Genomic DNA, 19,340 nt, shown 5'->3' with positions numbered 1-19,340 from the left:
AAATTATGATCAGCATCTTTGATATTTTCAAAATCGGCATCGGCCCGTCCAGCTCGCACACCGTCGGCCCGATGAAGGCCGCGGCCGCCTTTGCCGATTTGCTGCATGCCGAAAACTTGGACACACAAGTGGCGCGCATTGTCATTGAAGTGTACGGATCGCTTGCCTTGACCGGTATCGGACACGGTACATTCGACGCATTATTGCTCGGTTTGGAAGGCAGTCTGCCGCACGATATTCCGCTGGTAGATATCCCTCAACGCTTGGAACGCATCCGCACGCAACACGTTTTAAAACTCAACGGCCGCGAAATGGCCTTCAATCCCGAAAAAGATTTGGATATCCGCGGCGACAAAGTGTTGCCCAAACATCCGAACGGCTTGAACTTTATCGCCTACCATTCAGACGGCCGGAAGCTGAAAGAGCAGATTTATTATTCGGTCGGCGGCGGTTTTGTCGTAACAGACGAAGGGTTTGCACAAGAGGCGCAGGAAGATGCCGATGTGCCGTATCCATACAAAAACTGCGACGAGTTGCTGGCACAATGCCGTCTGAACCAGTTGAATATTTCCGAAGTCGTGTTGGCCAATGAAGCAGCGTTGGCAGGTTGCGACGAAGCGGAAGTGCGCCGCCGGGTGGCCGCCGTAGCCGATGTGATGGAAAACTGCATCAAGCGCGGCTTGGGTGCGGAAGGGCAATTGCCGGGCGGCTTGAACGTCCGCCGCCGCGCGCCGCAGTTGGCGGCCAAACTCAAAGTCCTGCGCGAGAGCGAAATCGTCAATACCCAACTTTGGCCGATGGTGTACGCCATGGCGGTCAACGAAGAAAATGCCGCCGGCGGCCGCGTCGTAACCGCACCGACCAACGGCGCGGCAGGCATTATTCCTGCCGTCTTGCACTATTTCCGCAAATTTAATCCGCACGCCAACCAATCGCGTGTCGAAGACTTCCTGCTGACTCCGGCGCCATCGGCATTTTGTACAAAACCAACGCATCGATTTCCGGCGCGGACGTCGGCTGCCAAGGCGAAGTCGGCGTAGCGTGTTCCATGGCGGCTGGGGCATACGCCGAAGTTATCGGCGGAACACCGAAACAAGTTGAAAACGCCGCCGAAATGGCCATGGAACACCACTTGGGTCTGACCTGCGACCCTGTCGGCGGCTTGGTACAAATCCCCTGCATCGAACGCAACGGCATCGCCGCCGAAAAAGCCCTCAAGCTCGCCACCCTCGCGCTTTTGGAAGACGGCACAGACAAAAAAGTTTCACTTGATGAAGTGATTCAAACCATGCTGCAAACCGGCCGCGATATGAAGGCAACCTACAAAGAAACCTCACTCGCCGGCCTGGCCGTTACCTTGCAGAAAAAAGCCGTCCCCGTATCCGTGCGCGTGGTGGAATGTTAGAAATAGAATAGGGCAATTGCCCGATAAAAAAGGCCGTCTGAAAAACTTTCAGACGGCCTTTTTTGTATGGATTGAAGAACTAACTGTTTTTTTGATAAGGGTTTTCCAGCCCGGCCATTAAGTCGCGGAAGTATTCGCGCAACTGTTTTTCGGAGCAACCCATCAGCAGGGCGTCTTCAAAAGCGTCCTGCGCCATTTGGTACAGTTCGTTCAAGTTTTCGGTCATGACTTTGACTTTTTCGGTACAGGAAACGATCTGACCGTCGTCGTCATACCATTTGGGCATTTGCGGCATTGCCATAGCTCACCTCAGTTTAAGAAACGGGAAGGATCGTTTTTCTTCACACGGCGGCCGAAGGCGTATTTCGCGCTCCAATATTTGTGGCCGAGGCTGGTAATTTCGATGCGTTTGCCCGTCCTCGGTGCGTGAATGAAATTGTTGTTGCCGATGTAGAGGCCGACGTGGGAAATACGGCCGCGACCCATGGTGCGGAAAAAGACCATGTCGCCCGGCTGCAATTCGGAACGGCTCACGGCAACGCCCATTTGCGCTTGTTCGGCAGAAGTGCGCGGCAGGTTCAGGCCCATGGCGCGTTTAAAGATGTGTTGCATAAAGCCGCTGCAGTCAAAGCCGGTAGAGGCTGATGTGCCGCCGTAGCGGTAGGCCACGCCGAGCAAGCCCATGGCGCTGCCGATTAACTCATCTGCATTGCCCGAAGGTGCGCGCGTATTGTTGCTTGCGGCAGGATAGGTATTGGTGGGATGGACAGGGGTTGCCTGACGCGTATTGCCGTAAACATTGGCATTGTCGTTGAATTGGTTTAAAACACGCTGACGGGTGGTAATCAGGTTTTCCAAATCATCGGCGTAAGAAAAATTGACGCTCGCGAGCATGGCGACCGAAGTCCAAACTGCTGCGAGCCGGAGTAAAAAATTCATTGTACAAACTTCCGTTTCAGAAGGCATTCCCTGCCGATTGCAGGCACATTGCCGGTTTCTGAGATGTTATCCCGTATCATTCTCTTGTTATCTGCTTGATTGTATTAAAAAACTGTCTTTTTGGCAAAAAAACTGCTGTTATTTTGCGTTAAACCCTTGTTTCCAAAAGAACTAGAAAAACATCAGGCGCGGTTTCGCTTGATTTATCCGCCGCTGCAACCATATAAGCGGCATTCATTGATTTATTTTCAGAGACTGACATGACACAAAATCACAGCGATATCCGCACACGCTTTATCTTTGACGATATGCCTATCCGCGGTATGCACATCCGCCTTGAAAAGGTTTGGCAACACATCGTCAACCAAAAACATTATCCTGTCGCCATCCGCCGCGCTTTGGGCGAGTTGCTGGCCGCCGGCTCTTTATTGTCTGCCAACCTTAAAAACGAAGGCACGCTGATTGTTCAGGTTCAAGGTCAGGGCCGTCTGAAAATGTTGGTGGTGGAAGCGACTTCTGAAAATACTGTCCGCGCTACCGCCCGTTGGGACGAAACTGCTGAAATCCGTGATGACGAAAGCCTGACTGCGCTGTTGGGCGAAAACAGCGTGTTCGTTTTGACCCATCAGCCTAAAGATGCCGACCCTTGGCAAGGTGTTGTCCCGCTGGAAGGCGACAGCATTGCGCAAATGCTGGTCAACTATATGAAACGTTCCGAGCAGCTCGATACCTATATTACGCTTGCCGCCGACGACCATGCCGCAGGCGCATTATTGCTGCAACGTCTGCCGGAAGAAGAATTGGATGATGCCGCGTGGGAACATGTGACCACGCTTGCGCAAACGCTTACTCCGCAAGAATTGACCGGTTTGGACGCTCATCACGCCCTTTACCGCCTTTACCATGAAACCCCGCCCCGCGTTTTTGAACCGGAAGCCATCGAATTTGCCTGCACCTGCTCCCGCGGCAAAGTCAGCGATATGCTGTTGATGCTTGGCGGTCAGGAAGTCGGAGGCGTGGTGGCGGAACAAGGCAGCATTCAAATTGACTGCGATTTCTGCCATAGCAAATATGTGTTTGATGAAACCGATGTCAACGCTCTGTTTGGTGCGGACGTGGTGAATGCCGTCCGTCAAGAAAATGAGCGTTTGCAGTAAGCACGGGATAAAAGTTTCTTAAAGAAATTGGCTTAATAGAAGGGCAGGTGTAAAACCTGTCCTTTCTTTTTGGGAAAACTGAATATCATCAATAGAAAATGCCGTCTGAAAAAAGCGTGGGCTGATTTCAGACGGCATGATTGTTTTAAACGATGCGTTTAATGTTTAAAGATTATTTCCAAACCAACAAAGCATGGTTGCGTTTGCCGCGGCGGACGATGGTGTATTTGCCGAAACGTTTGTGTTCGTCGGTCAGCATATAGGCATCGTCAGGTTTTTCAGCGGCATGGTTCGGATTGTTGGCTTCAGCAGGTTTGCCGTTGAGCAAAACCGCTTTGCTGTTGACAAAGCCGCGCGCTTCTTTGTTGGAAGACGCCAAACCGGTTTTCACCAAAGTCTCAACCACGTTGAGGCTCTCGGAAACTTCAAAAGTCGGCAGGCCGTCGAGTGCCAGCTGCTCGAAGTCGCTTTCGGTAAGATGGCTTTGGTCTTCGGCAAACAGGCTTTCTGAAATGCGTTGGGCGGCGGCAAGGGCCTCTTCGCCGTGAATCAGGCGGGTCATTTCCTCTGCAAGAATGCGTTGCGCTTCTGGCTTGGTGCCGCTGGCTTTGTCTTTCGCTTCGATGGCATCGATTTCTTCGATAGACAGGAAGGTAAAGTATTTCAGGAATTTATACACATCGGCGTCGGCCACTTTCAGCCAGAATTGGTAGAACTGATACGGCGAGGTTTTCTTCGCGTTCAGCCATACCGCGCCACCTTCGGTTTTGCCGAATTTGGTGCCGTCTGATTTGGTTACTAGAGGCAGGGTCAGGCCGAATACTTGTTTTTGGTGCAGACGGCGGGTCAGGTCGATACCGGCAGTGATGTTGCCCCATTGGTCGGAGCCGCCGATTTCCAAAACCGCGCCATGACGTTTGTTCAACTCGGCAAAGTCGTAGCCTTGCAGCAGGGAGTAGGCGAACTCGGTAAAGGAAATGCCCACGTCGTCGCGTTCGATACGTTGTTTGACGGATTCCTTGTTCAGCATGGCGTTGACGGAGAAATGCTTGCCGATGTCGCGCAGGAAGTCGAGGCAGTTCATGCTGCCGAACCAGTCGGCGTTGTTTGCCATAATGGCGGCGTTATCGCCTTCAAAGCTTAAGAAAGGGGTCAGTTGGTTGCGGATGCTTTCTACCCAGCCGGCAACGGTTTCGGCGGAATTCAAGCTGCGTTCTGTCGCTTTAAAGCTTGGGTCGCCGATCATACCGGTCGCGCCGCCCACCAAAGCAATCGGCGTATGGCCGGCTTGTTGGAAACGGCGCAATGCCAATACAGGCAGCAAGTGGCCGATGTGCAGGCTGTCGGCTGTCGGGTCAAAACCGCAATAGAGGGAAATTTTTTGTTCGTTTAGCAAAGCGTCTAAGGCTTCGATGTCGGTAGTTTGCGCGATTAAGCCACGCGATTGTAGGTCTTTGATGACGCTCATTGATGTCTTCCAAAAAAATTAGCAGTTTTACAAACTGCTAATTGTAGCAAATTTCATCGGATGAATGGCTATGGCTTACTGAAGAAGCGTGTGTTTTTCAGAAAAACGCTTGGCCAGTTCTCTGCCGCCGTAAGGGTTGATGTGGTCTCTATCGGAATAAACCGGCAATCCGTTGATTTTAAAATTCTGCGGAATATAGGCGGTGGCATCGATAATGTGCACATTGGCATATTTTTCCGCCAATTCTTTGATGCGTTCGTTTCCTTTAAAAGTGTTTTGTTCATCAATAACAAGATTTTGATTAAATCCCGGTATGCGGTAAGACAGGATATAGGCGCGCAAGCCGTTGTAGGACAGATTAGGGTTGTCCAGCATCAGGTAAACGGCTTGTTTTTCCGAAGAAAGTTTTTGCAACATGAGGTCGAATTTTTTGAAAAAATCGGCATCGTAAGCAAGGGAGTGACTGTTTTCAGGCATTTGGCTGCCCCAGCGCATGGCCAAAAGCACTTTTGAGTATTGGGGCAGATGCTCTTTGGCATACTCATAAACGGCACGGCAGGAGGCGTTTTGCTTGAATACGGGGGCGGCATAACCTTCTACATAGGCACAACTGTCCGCAGAAACCATCGTTGCCGACCATTTTTCTTTTTTGCCGACGGTATCAAAAAACGTTTTATATTGATCGGCATGCGAATCGCCTAGAATCAGTAATTCCGGCTGTTTGTCGGTATCGCCCCAAATACACTGTTTGTCGGTGTTGTTGTGACAAGAAGTGTAGGAACGTGCCAATCCCATGCGGTCGTATTGCTCCATAAACGGGAGCTTCATGGCAAGAAAAGGCGTAATAGCCAAAACAAGCATGGGGACGGCATAAATCCATGTCACAGACTGGGCAAAAGAGCCTTTCCACTTTTTAAACGGCTTCTCGACAAAATAATAAGAAAGCAGGGAGAGTGCAAACATTAAGATAATCGCGGCCGCAGTCGAATACGAAGGCAGATTGTTTGGACCGATGTATCTCATAAAAGCCAATACAGGCCAATGCCACAGATACAGCGAATAGGAAATTAAGCCTATGCCGACGGTAATCTTCCATTGGAAAAATTTTTTCAGCCGGTGTTCAAATTGATTGAAATAAATGAATGCGGCGGCGGCCAAACAAGGAATGATGGCGGCAGGCCCTGGAAAATAGGCGGTTTTTTCTGTATAGGCAAACAGGCAGGCAAACAGTACGCAGATGGAAAGTAATGCGCCTGCCGCCGCATATGGTTTGCCGGTATCCAGCCCTTGTTGTTGCCGATATTGCATCCACACGGCTGTTAATGAGCCGATCAGCATTTCGCAGGCGCGCAGATGGGGCAGGTAATATTTATCCAGTGCAGTTGGCATAAAAGAAGCCAAAATACTGAATACGCATAGCGTGATGAGGAAGGCAAACTGAGTGCGCCAGCTTTTGCGGACAACCAGTAACAGCAATATCGGGAAGACGAAATAATATTGTTCTTCGACCGATAAAGACCAAATGTGAAGCAAAGGTTTTTCTTCTTGTATGGGATCGAAATAGCCCTGACCCTTGGCAAAAAAGATATTGGAGATGAACCCCAAGGTGGACAGAGCTGTCCTCCATAAAAGGAAGAAATCATCTTTGGTGAATAAAAGAAAGCCGCATATCATCGTTACCGTCAAGACGGTAAAAAATGCGGGCAGTATCCGCTTGATACGGCGGATGTAAAATTTTTTGAACGAGAAAATCCCGCTGCTCATTTCACGATGAATAATCATCGTGATCAGAAAGCCGGAAATGACAAAAAAGATATCAACACCAAGAAAGCCGCCAGGCAGCCAGTTTTTTTCAATATGGAAAACGACAACGGATAGAACAGCAACGGCACGCAATGTATCAATATCTGGGCGGTAAGATAAAACTTTGCTCATAATATTTTGATTTTAATTAGTTTATTTTAATGGCGTCGTCTGAAAAGTGATTCCTGCCGAGAGTGGGGCATTTCGGAGGTCGGCCATCGTTTGTCAGTACTGGGCAGTTTGTTTGCCTTCTTAGAATGATTGCTGATGATATGCGTTTGAATAGTAATAGATTAGAGTAGGAATACGGTTAATAGTTTCAACATAATGTTTAATATGTTGTTTTTATAATGAATCAATACGATGTGGTATTGTTTAATTATTTATTGTCATATCAGTGGTATTGTTATTGATGATGTAATCTTGCGCTATTTTTAGGTAAGGCGTCGACAAGAAATGAGAGATTTTAAGAAAGAAAAATTACGGGCTATGCCCGCATTTATTATGGAGATGATGTTTTGTTTTGTTGATATTTCAAGACATGAGGCCGTCTGAAAATAAATTCAGACGGCCTTAATCTTAGAAAAGGCCGTCTGAAAAAGCGTTATGCTGGTTTTATACGTTAAACAGGAAGTGCATCACATCGCCGTCTTGTACGACGTATTCTTTGCCTTCTACACGCATTTTGCCTGCTTCTTTGGCTTTGGCTTCGCCGCCTAAAGCGATGAAATCTTCGTAGGCGATAACTTGGGCGCGGATGAAGCCGCGTTCAAAGTCGGTATGAATCACGCCGGCAGCTTGTGGCGCAGTGTCGCCTTTGTGGATGGTCCAAGCGCGGACTTCTTTGACACCGGCGGTAAAGTAGGTTTGCAGGCCCAAGAGGTCGTAGCCGGCACGAATCAGGCGGTTCAGGCCCGGTTCTTCCAAGCCCATTTCGGCGAGGAATTCGGCTTTCTCTTCGTCTTCCAATTCGGCGATTTCGCTTTCCATCGCGGCGCAAACGGCCACAACCGGCGCGTTTTCTTTTGCAGCCAATTCTTTCAGGCGGTCGAGGTGCGGATTGTTTTCAAAACCGTCTTCGGAAACGTTGCCGACGTACATGGCAGGTTTGGCAGTCAGCAGGAACAGCGGTTTGAGCATGGCGAGTTCTTCTGCGTCCAAACCGAAGGAGCGTACAGGCTTGCCTTCGTCCAGATGAGGCAGCAGTTTTTTGCACAGATCGACCAGTTTTTGCGCGTCTTTGTCGCCTGAGCGTGCGCGTTTTTCTTCGCGGACGATGGCTTTTTCGACGCTGGCCAAGTCAGCCAGTGCCAATTCGGTGCCGATGGTTTCGATGTCGGCAATCGGATCGACTTTGCCTGCAACGTGGACGATGTTGTCGTCGTCAAAGCAACGCACGACGTTAACAATCGCGTCAGTCTCGCGGATGTTGGCGAGGAACTGGTTGCCCAAGCCTTCGCCTTTGCTCGCACCTGCAACCAAACCGGCAATGTCGACGAATTCGACGATGGCAGGTTGCATTTTTTGCGGATTGACGATTTTTGCCAATTCGGCCATACGCGGATCAGGGACTTCAACGATGCCGACGTTGGGTTCGATGGTACAGAAAGGATAGTTTGCCGCTTCGATACCCGATTGGGTCAGCGCGTTAAAGAGGGTGGATTTGCCGACGTTGGGCAAACCGACGATGCCGCATTTCAAGCTCATGGTTTTTCCTGAAAAGATAAAAGTTTAACGGCGGATTATAGCATATTGTGGAAGTACTCAAAACAGCCGCAATGCTGGTGTGTTCTTATAATAAAAGGCCGTCTGAAAAAAGAGGGGCAGGCATTCAGCTTATTGTGCTTCCGAAGAATGAGAAAATGAATAAAGCCATTAAATAAAACAATTTTCCGGATAGGAGGCTTAAGATCAAACCCAAAAGAATGCCCAGTACCCAATAAATCATCTGACGGTATTTCGGATTGGATGCGGTACGTAACATTTTGAAATACAAAATCAGACAGCCGAACATGCAGATTGTTTGAAACAGAATGAGAGGGAGACTGTCAATGGCTCCGGAAATCGAATCATGAACGATGATTGTCCCTATGCGTATGCATAAATAAATTAAAGCTGAGCCTGCAGCCGAACTCCCAAAAGGGACGGGCGTGTCGGATGAGTCGGGTGTTTTGTGGGGCTGAAGTCTGCCAAATAACAAGATAAATACAATGTCAAACATATTGATAGTTGCCTTGGTGTGAGATGTTTTTGTTTTTCAGACGGCCTCAGGGTTGTCTGAAAGCGTATTGTGCGGCGATATGTGGCAGTGCCGCGGTAAGGTATGTCAGTAGGCCGACTATTTACCATGCTGAAGCGCTTGCCATACTTAAGTGAACACTTTGAATTAGCAGAGGGTTATCTGCTATTTCCCAAAATAGTCCGAAATACAGGACAAGCTTAATAAATAGGGGGAAGAGTGGCAAGTAGTTTGAGAAACAGTATGGGGCTTATGGATAAAGCTTTTGCCACGGTTCGCAGTTAGTTTAAAGGCCGTCTGAAAATTGTTTCAGACGGCCTTTTTTCCATGCTGCCTTAACCGGTATTACGCAAACCTTGCGCCACGCCGTTGATGGTCAAGTGAACCATCAGCAGCGCGTGCGGATTGTCGGGCTCTTTACGCAGGCGTTTGAGCATGGCGACTTGCAGGCCGTTGAGGGCGTTCAGGTATGGAATCCTCAAGGCAAGCGAACGGGCGAGGCTGCGGTTGTCGCGCAGGAGCTCTTCGGTTTGCAGCAGGTCGAGCAGTGCTTTGCGACTGCGTTGGTATTCTTCCTTGATCATGCCGAAGATGACTTTTGCTTTATCGGGCGATTCGCTCAAGCCGGCATAGTTTTCCGCCAAGGTGATGTCGGTTTTCGCCATCACTTGCTCCATGTTGGAGAGCATGGCTTGGAAAAACGGGTTGCTTTGGGCATGTTCGCGCAGGGCAGCGAGCGTTTCGGGTTTGCCTTCGCACAAGGTTTCCACTGCGCTGCCGAAACCGTACCAAGCCGGCAGCATGAGGCGGTTTTGCATCCATGAGAATACCCACGGAATTGCACGCAAGTCCTGAATCCGCGCCAAGGTTTTGCGGCTGGCAGGACGGCTGCCGAGGTTGAGGGTGGCGATTTCCTGAATCGGGCTGGTTTGCAGGAAGTAGTCGATGAAGTCGGGGTGGGTAATCAGTTCGCGGTAGTATTTGAACGATACGTCCGACAAATCCTGCATCAGTTTGGCATCAGGGTCTTTTTTATCCGGCAGGATGCTGGCTTCCAAAGTCGCGGCAACCAAGGTTTCCAAGTTGCGTTGGGCATTGCCCGGGTCGGCGTATTTGGCGGTAATGACTTCGCCTTGCTCGGTAATGCGGATTTGTCCGGCAACGCTGCCTGCAGGTTGCGCCAAAATGGCTTGGTAAGAAGGGCCGCCGCCGCGACCTACGCTGCCGCCGCGGCCGTGGAACAGGCGCATGCGGACATCGTATTTTTTGAAGAGTTCGACCAAGCCCAACTCTGCCTGATACAGACACCATGAGCTGGTAACGTAGCCGCCGTCTTTGTTGGAGTCGGAGTAGCCCAGCATGATTTCTTGGATGTTGCCGCGGCTTTCGAGCAGGGCGTCATACCAGTCGAGGCGGAACATGGTTTCCATGACCGGGCAGGCGTTTTCGAGCGCTTCGATGGTTTCAAACAGAGGCACGATGTTGATGCGGCTGCACGGTTTGCCGTTTTCCACCACCAACAGGCCGCTTTCTTTCAGCAGCAATGCCAAGGCGAGCAGGTCGCTGGGTTGTTCGCAGTTGGAAATAATGCTTTGTGTAACGGCATCTTCACCGAATTCGTCTTTGATTTTGCGCGCTTCGTTGAAAATCGCCAGTTCGTGACGAGTATGGTCGCTGTATGTGATGAACGGGCTGTACAGCGGACGTTGGTGGCTCAATTCACGCAATAGGGCGGCTTGTTTTTGCTCTTCGTTCAGGCTGTTGTAGTCTTCCAAGCCTGCGTGTTGGAAAAGCTCGGCAACCACATCGGCGTGTTTGCCTGCGTGTTGGCGCAGGTCGAGCGGCATCATGTGGAAGCCGAACACGGACACGCTGCGGATAATGTCGGCCAGACGGCCTTCCGCCAGCAGTTGGCTGCCGTTTTCGTGGAGCGAGCGTTGCAGTTTTTTCAGGTCGTTGAGGAATTCTTCAACCGTGGCATAAGGCTCGAGGAAGCCGAATTTGCAACCCATGCCCAAACCAAGTGAGCGCGCTTTGCCCATGGCACGTGCCATGATGTAGGCGATGGCGCGGCGGTAGGGTTCTTCGGTGCGGGCGATTTCTTCGTCAGGCGAGAGGGCGGCCAGTGCCATCACGTCGTCGTTGACTTTGACGCGGCGGATGGAGAGTGGCAATTCGCGGTAAAGTTTGTCGAGTTCGCCGCGATAGAAACGGAACACTGCGTCGGCATGCCGTCTGAACGCAAAACGCAAGGTTTCGGCAGAAACGAATGGGTTACCATCGCGGTCGCCACCGATCCAGCCGCCGATTTTAAGGATATTCGGAACGCGGACGCCGGGATAGGCCGTCTGAAAATCACGTTCCATTGTGCGGTAGAGTTTGGGCAGGGCTTCAAAGAAGCTCATTGGGAAGATGGATACACCGTTGTTGATTTCGTCGTTGACGCTAAGTTTGTGGCGGCGCGTTTCGCTGGTCTGCCACAAGCCCAAAAGCACGGTGTCGATTTCGCGGCGCAACTGAGCCAGCGCATCAGGATTAGTGCAGCGTTCGCGTTGCGGCAGCAGCGCGCGGATGCGGCGGTTGAAGCTTAAGACGGTTTGGCGTTGTACTTCGGTCGGGTGCGCGGTCAAAACGGCGGTAACGACCGTGTTGTCCAGTTGTTGTTGCACCGCTTTTCCGTTGACTTTGCCGGCTTTGAGTTTGCGCACGGTTTCCGTCAGGCTGCCTTCGGCACTGTTGTGTCCGGCCTCTTCGTGGATTTGGCGGCGGCGTTCGTGGTGCACGTCTTCGGCGATGTTCAAAATCTGCGCGAACAGGCCGCAGGCCAGGGTTAAATCGTGGGTTTGTTGTTCGTCCAATTGCGGCAACACCTTTTCAATCAAGGCGGCGCTGTCGTCTGAAGTCGATAATAACTTAACGGTTTCGACCACCAAAGGCGACGCTTCCTCATGCAGCAGATTGAAAAGAGACTGTTTTAAAAATTCCGCATCCGCCGCCAGAGCGGCATCTTTTGGATTATTTAAGATATGCAGTTGCATGATTTTTCTCTTATTTAAATGTTAATTTGGGTGTATCGTGAATCCATTGTATAGCAAATTTTTGTAAACTGCCAATGCTGCCGTCCGATACATTTCAAACCGGAAAACAGCCGTCCGTATCCGCTGCGTGGTCGCTGTCTGTAAAATGCCGTAAAATATTGCCCATCAAAACAGATGGCGAGAAACCCATGATTGAATTTCCCAACCAGCCCGATTTTCCTGAACAACACACCGCCGTCGCCGTCGGCACCGTCAACATGAGCCAGCAGGCGATACGGGTGTTGATAGAGAATGCTACCGAAAAGGCAAGTATCCTGACCATCGCCCGCGTTGCCGCCATTCAGAGCATCAAACAGACCGCCAACCTGATTCCGCTGCACCTGCCCGGACGCATCATCGGCGTGCAGGTTGATTTCGATATTAACGTTGAGCTGGCCTGCCTGAAGGCCACGCTGACCGTCCAAGCGAACAGCAACGGCAGCATTGCCACCGAAGCCCTGACTGGCCTCAATTTGGCGCTTTTGAGCGTTTACGACATGATGAAAGACGTTGACCGCAATATGATGCTCAGCGGCATTCGCCTCGAATCCGAAACCAGCAGCGAAGGCCGTCCTTTCCTGTTTGACAACGCATACGAAAATATTAATTTCTAAACCACTCAGGCCGTCTGAACATTGGGTTTCAGACGGCCTTATTATTATGATGAACGATCAACAACTCTTGCGGTTCAGCCGCCATATCCTGCTTGATGAAATCGGTATCGAAGGCCAAGAAAAACTCTTGGCCTCCCATGTGCTTGTTGTCGGTTGCGGCGGGCTGGGTGCGGCAGCCTTGCCGTATCTTGCCGCCGCCGGTATCGGCCGCCTGACGATTGCCGATGCCGATACCATCGACGAGACCAACCTTCAACGCCAAATCACGTTTACCGAAGCCGACATCGGTAAAAACAAGGCTTTGGTCATGCAAGGCCGTCTGAAACAGATCAACAGCCAAACACACATTACAGCCATTGCCGAATTTCTCGATGAAGCCAGGCTTGTCGAATTGGCAAACGCAGCCGACATCATTCTTGATTGTTCCGACAATTATCCCACGCGCCAGGCGGTCAACCGCACCGCCGTTGCCACGCGCACGCCTTTGGTTTCCGCAGCGGCCGTCCGCTTCGACGGACAAATCGCCGTGTACCGCCCCGACCTTCCCGATACGCCTTGTTATGCCTGCCTGTTTGACAGCGAACAAGCCGACGACGGCGCTTGTGCATTGTTCGGCGTTTTTTCGCCATTGGTCGGCGTTATCGGAACGACCCAAGCCGCCGAAGCGCTTAAAGTGCTGATCGGTATCGGTACGCCGTCGCACGGCAAACTTTCCACCTACAACGCATTGAGCGGGCAATGGCGGCAATACGGGGTGAGGCGCAATCCCGAATGCCCGGTTTGCGGCGGCCGTTAAAGACCAAAGCAGGGCAAGGGTTTCAATGCTCCGAAGCCAATCCGCCGGAGCAATCATGCTTATCTTTCATTAAACTTGAAAGAAGGCGTTTCTTCCCTTTTCAGACGGCCTGTGGCACGATATGATTCAATGATTAATAAATTTTTTGAGGCCGTCTGAAAAAGATAGGGAGAAACCGGCTTAATGAATATTATTCGTGCCTTATTGGTGGTATTGGGTTGCCTGGCTTTGGGCGAGGCAACCGTTTGGATTTTGGGGTTGAAGCTGCCGGGCAGTATTGTCGGCATGGCTTTGCTGTTTGCCGCGCTTCAGGCAGGCTGGGTCAAATTGTCTTGGGTGGGAGAGCTGGCAGACATTTTGATGGCAAACCTGACTTTGTTTTTGGTGCCGCCTTGCGTGGCCGTCATCAGCTATTTGGATGTGATTGCAAACGACTGGTTTTCGATTTTGACGGCCACAATCGGCAGTACGATCTGCGTATTGTTGGTGACCGGCAAAGTGCATGAGTGGGTCAGGAGGTGGATGTGATGAACATAGACGGGCTGTTGCGTATGCCCTCGGTCATGTTGTTCCTGACTTTGGCCGTGTATGCTTTGGCGGTGCAGATTCGGGCGCGCACGGGGAATGTGCTGTGTAATCCGGTATTGATCAGTACGCTGGTGTTGATGGGTTATTTGAAGGTATTTGCCATCGATTACGAGCTGTACCATTCTGCCTCGCACTTTATTGATTTTTGGTTGAAACCGGCAGTCGTGTTGTTGGCCGTGCCGCTTTATCGAAATTGGGATCGTATCCGCAGCCAGTGGTTGCCGGTGGTGTTGTCACAGTTGGCGGGCAGCGTGACAGGCATTGTTACAGGCGTGTATTTTGCCAAATGGCTGGGCGCTTCGCGCGAAGTGATTCTGTCGCTGGCTTCCAAATCGGTGACCAACCCGATTGCGATCGAAATCACGGCGTCTATCGGCGGTATTCCGGCGATTACGGCGGCAACGGTGATTATTGCCGGACTTTTTGGACAGATGGCCGGATATAAAGTGTTGAAAGGGACGTTGTATATGCCTTCTTCAGTGGGAATGTCTTTGGGTACGGCCTCACATGCGATGGGTATTGCGGCGTCTTTGGAATACGGCCGCCGTATGGCCGCATATGCCGGCTTGGGCTTGACGCTCAACGGCGTATTGACGGCGGTATTGGTGCCTATCTTGATTCCCTTATTGGGCGTATAGCGTTTAGGCCGTCTGAAAATAGTGTAAACAGGAGAAAATGATATGGCTGTAAATTTGACTGAAAAACGTGCAGACGAATTGTTGGAAATCGACGGCATCCGTCTGTTTACAGGTCGTGCCGGCATCAAGCAACAAGACCGCGACGATTTGACGCTGATGGTGTTGGGCGGCGGACATACGGTGGGCGCGGTGTTTACGCAAAACCGTTTCTGCGCCGCGCCGGTGCATATCGCCAAGTCGCATTTGTTTGACCAAGACGGCGTGTGTGCCTTAGTTATCAATACGGGCAATGCCAATGCGGGTACCGGCGCACAAGGCCGTCTGGACGCGATTAAAGTGTGCGCGGCGGCGGCGGAACAGGTCGGCTGCCAATCCAATCAAATCATGCCGTTTTCGACCGGCGTGATTTTGGAGCCGCTGCCTGTGGATAAAATTGTGGCCGCTTTGCCGCAAGTGCGCCCTGCATTCTGGTCGGATGCGGCTCGTGCCATCATGACGACGGATACTGTACCGAAAGCCGCTTCACGCACAGGCTTGGTCGGCGAAAAACACACAGTCCGCGCTACCGGTATCGCCAAAGGTTCGGGCATGATTCATCCGAATATGGCGACCATGTTGTCGTTTATCGCCACTGATGCCAAAGTGTCCCAACCGATTTTGCAGCTGATGACCCAAGAAATCGCAGATGAAAGTTTCAATACGATTACCGTGGACGGCGATACCAGTACCAACGACAGCTTTGTCATTATGGCGACAGGCCGTTGCGGTCAGAGCGAAATCGACAATACCGCCGATCCGCGCTATGCGCAGCTCAAAGCCTTGCTTGGTTCGCTGGCTTTGGAGTTGGCACAGGCGATTGTCCGTGATGGCGAGGGTGCGACCAAGTTCATCACGATTGAAGTGCAAAACGCGAAAACCCGCGAAGAGGCGCGCAAAGTGGCTTATGCCGTCGCCCATTCGCCTTTGGTGAAAACCGCTTTCTTTGCCTCCGACCCAAACTTGGGCCGTCTGTTGGCAGCCGTCGGCTATGCCGGTATTGAAGACTTGGACGTCGATGCTTTAAAAATGTGGCTGGATGACGTGTTGGTGGCCGAAAACGGCGGCCGCGCGGAAAGCTATACCGAAGAAGCAGGACAAGCGGTGATGAACCGTCCAGAAATCACCGTCCGCATCGATTTGCAACGCGGCGATACGACGGCGGCCGTCTATACCTGCGATTTGTCGCACGAGTATGTGTCGATTAACGCGGATTACCGTTCTTAAAAACCTTTATCCTTGTGTTCAGACGGCTTTTGAGCAAAGTATCAAGGCCGTCTGAACACATTGACTGCGTGTTTATGATGAAATTTCCCCAGACTTGGGCGGCGCGCCTCGCCCACAAAATCCGCCAAACCAAACGCCTGTCGAAAAAGAGCATTGCCCTTCTGTTTTTGCTGGCAGGCTCGGCACTGGTTGCCCTGACGGCTTTGATGTTTGCGTACTTGGCAGATTTGGCTTTGGAATGGAACGCATTGCTGGTGGGAAAATATCCGTGGTTTGCGTGGGTGGCTTTGCCGCTGGGTTTGCCGCTTTTGGCATGGTTTACGCGTAAATTTGCGCCATACACTTCCGGCAGCGGTATCCCTCAGGTCATCGCCTCTTTGTCTTTGCCTTATGGTGCGCAGAAAACCCGTTTGATTCGTTTGGGCGAAACCTTTTTCAAAATTCCGCTGACGTTTTGCGCCATGCTGTTGGGCGCGTCTGTCGGCAGGGAAGGACCGTCTGTACAAGTGGGTGCGGCGGTGATGAACGCTTGGGGCGCGTGGTGTAAAAAGCACGGGCTGGCGTTTAGGGGCATGCAGGAAAACGATTTGATTGCCGCAGGCGCTGCAGGCGGTTTGGCGGCGGCGTTTAACGCGCCTTTGGCAGGCGTGGTCTTTGCCATCGAAGAATTGGGACGCGGCGTGATTTTGCGTTGGGAACGCCAAATCCTGATGGGCGTGTTGGCAGCCGGTTTCATTCAAGTGGCGATACAGGGCAACAACCCGTATTTTTCAGGGTTTCAAGGGCATGAGCTGCCAAACATGCTGATGTGGGCCGCGGTGTCGGGCATTGTCTGCGGTGTGGCCGGCGGATTGTTCAGTAGCTTTTTGTATCGCGGCGCGGCAGCATTCGCGCCGGTACGCTGGCGCAGTTTCATCCGCCGTCATTTGTTGGTGGTCGCCTTTGTGATGGGTATCTTGCTGGCACTGCTCGGTACGTTTTATCAAGGCAAAACCTATGGCACGGGCTATCACGAAGCCGCAGCCGCACTCAAAGGTGCGTATGAAGCGCCGTTCGGCTTGGCCGCCGCGAAATGGGCGGCAACCGTGTTCAGCTACTGGGCAGGTATTCCCGGCGGTATCTTCACGCCGTCATTAACCATCGGCGCGATGATAGGCGAACACATGGCTTCTTTCGCGCAACTGGGCGACGCGTCCAATGTCGCGGTTTTGCTTTGCATGGCCGCATTCCTTGCCGCTGCGACCCAATCGCCGTTGACCGCCGCCGTGGTGGTAATGGAAATGACGGGCGGACAGAATTTATTGTTTTGGATGCTGCTGACTTGCATCTTCGCTTCGCAAGTCTCGCGCCAGTTCTCGCCGCACCCATTTTACCACGCCGCAGGTTTGCGCTTCAGACGGCATATCGAAGCTGAAAGCGGATATGTTCAGCACGAGAAAAAAGAATAGGTCGGCATATAAAAAGGCCGTCTGAAAATCGATTTCAGACGGCCTTTATTATGTCGTTTAAAGCTGTATTACAGTTTATTTAAACAGCAAAATCAGCAGCAAAACAACCGCAATCACACTCAGCCACAGGCTTTGGCGTTGCTGTACTTTGACCAAATGCACATAGGCATCGCGCATTTCCTGCTGGCGGTTTTCATCAACCAGCGCACTGATTTTTCGCGGCAGGGAAGGGATGATTTGCGCCCAGTCGGGGGCTTCGTTTTTGAGATTGCGCCAAAGGGCTTTGGGGCCGACCTGTTCGTTCATCCAGCGCACCAAAAACGGTTTGGCGGTTTTCCACAAGTCCAAATCTGGATCGAGTTGGCGACCCAAGCCTTCGATGTTGAGCAGCGTTTTTTGCAGCAATACCAGCTGCGGCTGGATTTCGACATTGAAGCGACGGCTGACTTCAAACAGGCGCATCAGCACCAAGCCGAAGGAAATCTGCGAAATCGGTTTGTTGAACACAGGCTCGCACACGGCGCGGACAGCCGCTTCCAATTCTTCCGCCCGCGTGTCGGCAGGTACCCAGCCCGATTCGATGTGGGCGGTAGCGACGCGGTGGTAATCGCGGTTGAAGAAGGCGAGGAAGTTGATGGCGAGATAGCGTTTGTCGTAATCGGTCAGCGTGCCGACGATGCCGAAATCGAGGGCGATGTAGCGGTTGTCGGCGGCGACCAGAATGTTGCCGGGGTGCATATCCGCATGGAAAAAGCCGTCACGGAAAACTTGCGTGAAGAAGATTTCCACGCCGTAATCGGCAAGTTTGTGCAAATCGATACCGTCTGCTTTGAGTTTGGCGATATCGGATACCGGTGTGCCGTCCATCCATTCGATGGTCAGCACGTCGCTGGTGCAGTAGTCGTAAAACACCTTCGGCACAATCAGCATATCGCTGTTTTGGAAATTGCGTCCGAGTTGGCTGGCATTGGCGGCTTCGCGCATTAAGTCCAATTCGTCGTGCAGGTATTTGTCAAATTCGGCCACCACTTCGCGCGGCTTCAAACGCTTGCCGTCTGAAAACAAACGCTCTACCCAGCCTGCACCAAAGCGCATCAGCGACAAATCCTGTTCGATAACGGGCAAAAGGTTGGGGCGCAAGACTTTCACGGCGACCTGTTCGCCCGAATGCAGGCGGGCTTTGTGTACTTGGGCGATGGACGCGCTGGCGACAGGCTCTGTTTCAAATTCCGCGTATAAAGTGTCGATGGATTGTCCCAGTGATTTTTCGATTTGCGAGCGTGAAAGTTGCGCGTCAAACGGCGGCACTTTGTCTTGCAGCCTTGCCAGTTCGACCGCGTAATCGTGCGGAATCAAATCGGGACGCGTGGACAATACCTGCCCGAATTTGATGAAAATCGGCCCCAGGCTTTCCAACGCCAAACGCAGGCGCACGGCAGGCATTTCGTGTTTGAACTTGGACGACTGCGGCAGCATATTGAGGAAAGTCCGCGCCCAACCCGGACGGACCAGCGAGGCAATCAGCTCGGCAAGGCGGTAGCGGTAGAGCGTGCAGAGGATGGTTTTAATGCGTTTGAGGCGGTTCATGATGGGCGCGGATAAATCGAAAAAACAGAATTATATAGGAAAAACGGGTAAGGGCTTCAGACGGCCTGAGACTTTTGCAAAAACATTTGCCGCATAGCTAACAATTTTATAAAGGCTCAAGTTTTGCCGCCCCAATAAAAAGACGGATATTCACATCATAAATATTCGTCGGCTACTTGCCCAAACTGCCGATTCAAGACATAATCGGGAAATGTGCAGGAGAGTGTTACACCCAACTACAATGTAACCACCGAAGGCGCAGACACCCTTAAATCGCTCAGGTATCAGGGACTGCACATTGAAACAAACAATCTGGAG

The 19,340-nt window shown here is 51.7% G+C and carries 14 protein-coding genes, 1 pseudogene and 1 riboswitch; of the genes and pseudogenes, 8 read left to right on the top strand and 7 right to left on the bottom strand.

The window, feature by feature from the left end:
• Positions 1 to 5 precede the first annotated feature (5 nt).
• Positions 6 to 1,313, top strand: a pseudogene (locus HMPREF3139_RS02955) (L-serine ammonia-lyase).
• Between the two features lie 171 nt (positions 1,314 to 1,484).
• Here the strand turns inward: HMPREF3139_RS02955 and HMPREF3139_RS02950 are convergent.
• Positions 1,485 to 1,706, bottom strand: a complete 222-nt coding sequence (locus tag HMPREF3139_RS02950) for a hypothetical protein (protein WP_070460385.1) — start codon at positions 1,704 to 1,706, stop codon at positions 1,485 to 1,487.
• 8 nt (positions 1,707 to 1,714) lie between these two features.
• A complete protein-coding gene (locus tag HMPREF3139_RS02945; protein ID WP_036492914.1) occupies positions 1,715 to 2,344 on the bottom strand; it encodes a C40 family peptidase in 630 nt (209 codons plus the stop codon).
• Positions 2,345 to 2,604: 260 nt separating this feature from the next.
• On the opposite strand from HMPREF3139_RS02945, the gene hslO reads away from it, so the two are divergent.
• Positions 2,605 to 3,501 carry an Hsp33 family molecular chaperone HslO gene (gene hslO, locus HMPREF3139_RS02940; RefSeq protein ID WP_049336392.1) on the top strand — a complete coding sequence of 299 codons (897 nt, stop codon included), beginning with the start codon at positions 2,605 to 2,607 and terminating at the stop codon, positions 3,499 to 3,501.
• Between the two features lie 172 nt (positions 3,502 to 3,673).
• Here hslO and tyrS read toward each other — a convergent pair whose 3' ends face one another.
• The 4 genes from tyrS to ppc all read right to left on the bottom strand — a co-directional run bounded on the left by tyrS (position 3,674) and on the right by ppc (position 12,049).
• Positions 3,674 to 4,969 (bottom strand): tyrosine--tRNA ligase, encoded by a 1,296-nt coding sequence (tyrS, locus tag HMPREF3139_RS02935; RefSeq protein ID WP_003748882.1) that lies wholly within the window; start codon positions 4,967 to 4,969, stop codon positions 3,674 to 3,676.
• A gap of 75 nt (positions 4,970 to 5,044) precedes the next feature.
• Positions 5,045 to 6,904 (bottom strand): acyltransferase family protein, encoded by a 1,860-nt coding sequence (locus HMPREF3139_RS02930; protein ID WP_070460383.1) that lies wholly within the window; start codon positions 6,902 to 6,904, stop codon positions 5,045 to 5,047.
• A 483-nt stretch (positions 6,905 to 7,387) separates the two neighbouring features.
• The gene (ychF, locus tag HMPREF3139_RS02925) at positions 7,388 to 8,479 is read right to left on the bottom strand and encodes a redox-regulated ATPase YchF (protein ID WP_070460380.1); all 1,092 of its coding nucleotides are present in this window, start codon (positions 8,477 to 8,479) and stop codon (positions 7,388 to 7,390) included.
• Positions 8,480 to 9,346: 867 nt separating this feature from the next.
• Positions 9,347 to 12,049 carry a phosphoenolpyruvate carboxylase gene (ppc, locus tag HMPREF3139_RS02915; protein WP_070460372.1) on the bottom strand — a complete coding sequence of 901 codons (2,703 nt, stop codon included), beginning with the start codon at positions 12,047 to 12,049 and terminating at the stop codon, positions 9,347 to 9,349.
• A gap of 188 nt (positions 12,050 to 12,237) precedes the next feature.
• On the opposite strand from ppc, the gene HMPREF3139_RS02910 reads away from it, so the two are divergent.
• The 6 genes from HMPREF3139_RS02910 (at position 12,238) to HMPREF3139_RS02885 (ending at position 17,435) form a co-directional block, all read left to right on the top strand.
• A complete protein-coding gene (locus tag HMPREF3139_RS02910) occupies positions 12,238 to 12,702 on the top strand; it encodes a cyclic pyranopterin monophosphate synthase MoaC (RefSeq protein WP_004519536.1) in 465 nt (154 codons plus the stop codon).
• A gap of 49 nt (positions 12,703 to 12,751) precedes the next feature.
• Positions 12,752 to 13,498, top strand: a complete 747-nt coding sequence (locus HMPREF3139_RS02905; RefSeq protein WP_199901833.1) for a HesA/MoeB/ThiF family protein — start codon at positions 12,752 to 12,754, stop codon at positions 13,496 to 13,498.
• A 183-nt stretch (positions 13,499 to 13,681) separates the two neighbouring features.
• Complete coding sequence (locus HMPREF3139_RS02900) at positions 13,682 to 14,026, top strand: CidA/LrgA family protein (RefSeq protein WP_049343552.1); 345 nt, start codon at positions 13,682 to 13,684, stop codon at positions 14,024 to 14,026.
• 5 nt (positions 14,027 to 14,031) lie between these two features.
• Positions 14,032 to 14,724 carry an LrgB family protein gene (locus HMPREF3139_RS02895; RefSeq protein ID WP_107792257.1) on the top strand — a complete coding sequence of 231 codons (693 nt, stop codon included), beginning with the start codon at positions 14,032 to 14,034 and terminating at the stop codon, positions 14,722 to 14,724.
• 42 nt (positions 14,725 to 14,766) lie between these two features.
• The gene (argJ, locus tag HMPREF3139_RS02890; RefSeq protein WP_070460366.1) at positions 14,767 to 15,987 is read left to right on the top strand and encodes a bifunctional glutamate N-acetyltransferase/amino-acid acetyltransferase ArgJ; all 1,221 of its coding nucleotides are present in this window, start codon (positions 14,767 to 14,769) and stop codon (positions 15,985 to 15,987) included.
• A 77-nt stretch (positions 15,988 to 16,064) separates the two neighbouring features.
• Positions 16,065 to 17,435, top strand: a complete 1,371-nt coding sequence (locus HMPREF3139_RS02885; protein ID WP_083290037.1) for a chloride channel protein — start codon at positions 16,065 to 16,067, stop codon at positions 17,433 to 17,435.
• Between the two features lie 75 nt (positions 17,436 to 17,510).
• Here the strand turns inward: HMPREF3139_RS02885 and ubiB are convergent, their stop codons facing one another.
• Complete coding sequence (ubiB, locus tag HMPREF3139_RS02880) at positions 17,511 to 19,022, bottom strand: ubiquinone biosynthesis regulatory protein kinase UbiB (protein WP_070460362.1); 1,512 nt, start codon at positions 19,020 to 19,022, stop codon at positions 17,511 to 17,513.
• 206 nt (positions 19,023 to 19,228) lie between these two features.
• A riboswitch (glycine riboswitch) is annotated at positions 19,229 to 19,326 on the top strand.
• Positions 19,327 to 19,340 lie beyond the last annotated feature (14 nt).

The organism is Neisseria sp. HMSC15G01, assembly GCF_001808255.1.
Taxonomy (GTDB): Bacteria; Pseudomonadota; Gammaproteobacteria; order Burkholderiales; family Neisseriaceae; genus Neisseria; species Neisseria subflava_A.
This window is presented reverse-complemented; position numbering and strand designations above follow the sequence as displayed.